This window comes from Candidatus Bathyarchaeota archaeon (assembly GCA_029882535.1).
In the GTDB taxonomy this organism is placed as follows: domain Archaea; phylum Thermoproteota; class Bathyarchaeia; order Bathyarchaeales; family SOJC01; genus JAOUKM01.
The window spans coordinates 1-1868 of the sequence record JAOUKM010000077.1 but is presented as its reverse complement, the minus strand read 5'-3'; the positions used below and the strand labels follow the sequence as shown (position 1 = coordinate 1868).

The following is a 1868-nucleotide window of genomic DNA, read 5'->3' as shown; positions in this document are numbered from 1 at the left end:
CGACACTACTGAGAAGTTCTCCGATTCGAATCAGCTGCACAATATTTTCTATATCCTTTGTTAGAACTCTATCCTCCCTCAGCATGGGCACCTTTTTTCTGATCAAAGAATAAACTGTTTTAGTTCCTTTTCCAAGCTTGTCCGGTCCACGACAATCTATACCCTGCGTTGCACATAACAGTTCAATAGCCACAATGTATTCCACGTTCCTAAGAACTTCCATCGCCTTTCTCGCGGCAATCGATCCCATACTTACAAAGTCTTCAAAATTTGCAGAGGTTGGAATTGAGTCAACACTTGCAGGATGCGATAAGGTTTTGTTCTCTGAAGCTAAAGCCGCAGCCGTGTACTGAGCGGTCATAAAACCACTATGTATTCCCTTCGTTACTTCTTTGGGAATCAAAAACGCTGGCAACCCTTGGCTAAGGTTTTCATCTATCAGTCTGGCAATCCTTCTCTCGGACATGTTGCCAATTATAGTTAATGCTATGCCCAACATGTCCATAGCAATCGATATCGGTTGCCCGTGGAAGTTTCCGCCAGAGAGACAAGCTTTGTCCTCCACAAAGATTAGAGGATTATCTGTAGCAGAGTTAATCTCAGTTTCAATTATACGTCTCACGTGAGAAAAAGTGTCTCTGACCGCCCCTAAAACCTGAGGAGTGCACCTCAAACTGTAGGGATCCTGCGGAGGTCTTGTTTCATTATTTGTTATCACTTCTTCACTCGACTTGATAATCTTGCTACCTGATATCATGGACTTTATCTTTCGTGCACTCGTGATTTGTCCAAGATGTGGTCTGGCTTGATGAATTCTCTCGTCGAAGGCGTCGGAAATTCCACTCAAGGCTTCAAGACTAAGAGAAGCAGCAATTTCGGCAGCTTTAACCAATCTCTCCGCATCATACAGTGCTAAGACGGCAATGGCAGTCATCATTTGTGTGCCATTGTTCAGGGCTATTCCTTCTTTTGAATTCAACTCCACTGTACGGATTCCAGCTTTTTTCATTGCTTCTTTTCCGCTTATCTTTTCTCCTTTGTATTCGGCTTCGCCTTCACCTATCATCACTAGTGCCATGTGTGAGAGTGGGGCGAGGTCTCCACTTGCGCCAACAGATCCTTTTTCTGGAATGATGGGATGTACTCCGTTGTTTATCATTTGAACTAATGTCTCTAGGGTTTCCAACCGAATTCCTGAGTTTCCTTTGGCAAGTGTGTTAGCCCTTAATAGTATTAATGCACGTGTAACGTCTTCATCCAGAGCTTTTCCAATTCCAGCAGAGTGACTTCTAATCAAATTGGTTTGAAGTTCTTTGATGCGTTCGGGTGAAATCGCTATGCTTCCTAGGGCTCCAAAGCCTGTGGTAACGCCGTACACCATTTTTTTTTCCTTTATGATGTCTTCCAGAACTTGTCGACATCTCTGCACCTTTTGCTTGACTTTTTGTGGAATTTCAACTTTTACGTGATCATGGGCTACTGCAACCACATCTTCTATTGACAGGTTTTTGCCATCAATAAACACTTTAGCCATGGTCGCTCTTCCCTTCTTAAGGTTCAAGGTCCGATTTATTAAATATTCCAGGGAATCATTTGCTTGACTTTAGAGAAAAAGATTTAGGTTCTTTTTTTCAAGATATGCGGGTGTCTGCTTACACGACTCCACGCTTGGCCCCTTTTTCTTGGTCTTTTACCGAGGTCTTTAATCCTCTTTTTGTAGTTGTTTTCCATCTTGATGGCTGTCACATAGCGTTCTGCTAGGCTGTTGATTAGGTCGCATTGGTATTCTCTGCATAAAGGACACGTGTCAACTCTCTTCTCTTTGGCACATATCCTTATCTTGCAGTCTGGGGACCGCCATCTGTTCT

Annotated in this window: 2 protein-coding genes; both read right to left on the bottom strand. The window is 43.2% G+C overall.

Annotated elements, in window-relative coordinates:
- On the bottom strand, positions 1-1534 hold a 1534-nt coding region (gene hutH, locus OEX01_09680; protein ID MDH5449253.1), incomplete at its 3' end, for a histidine ammonia-lyase.
- 83 nt (positions 1535-1617) lie between these two features.
- Positions 1618-1868, bottom strand: a 251-nt coding sequence (locus tag OEX01_09675; GenBank protein MDH5449252.1) for a DUF3795 domain-containing protein, incomplete at its 5' end; no start/stop codon positions are given.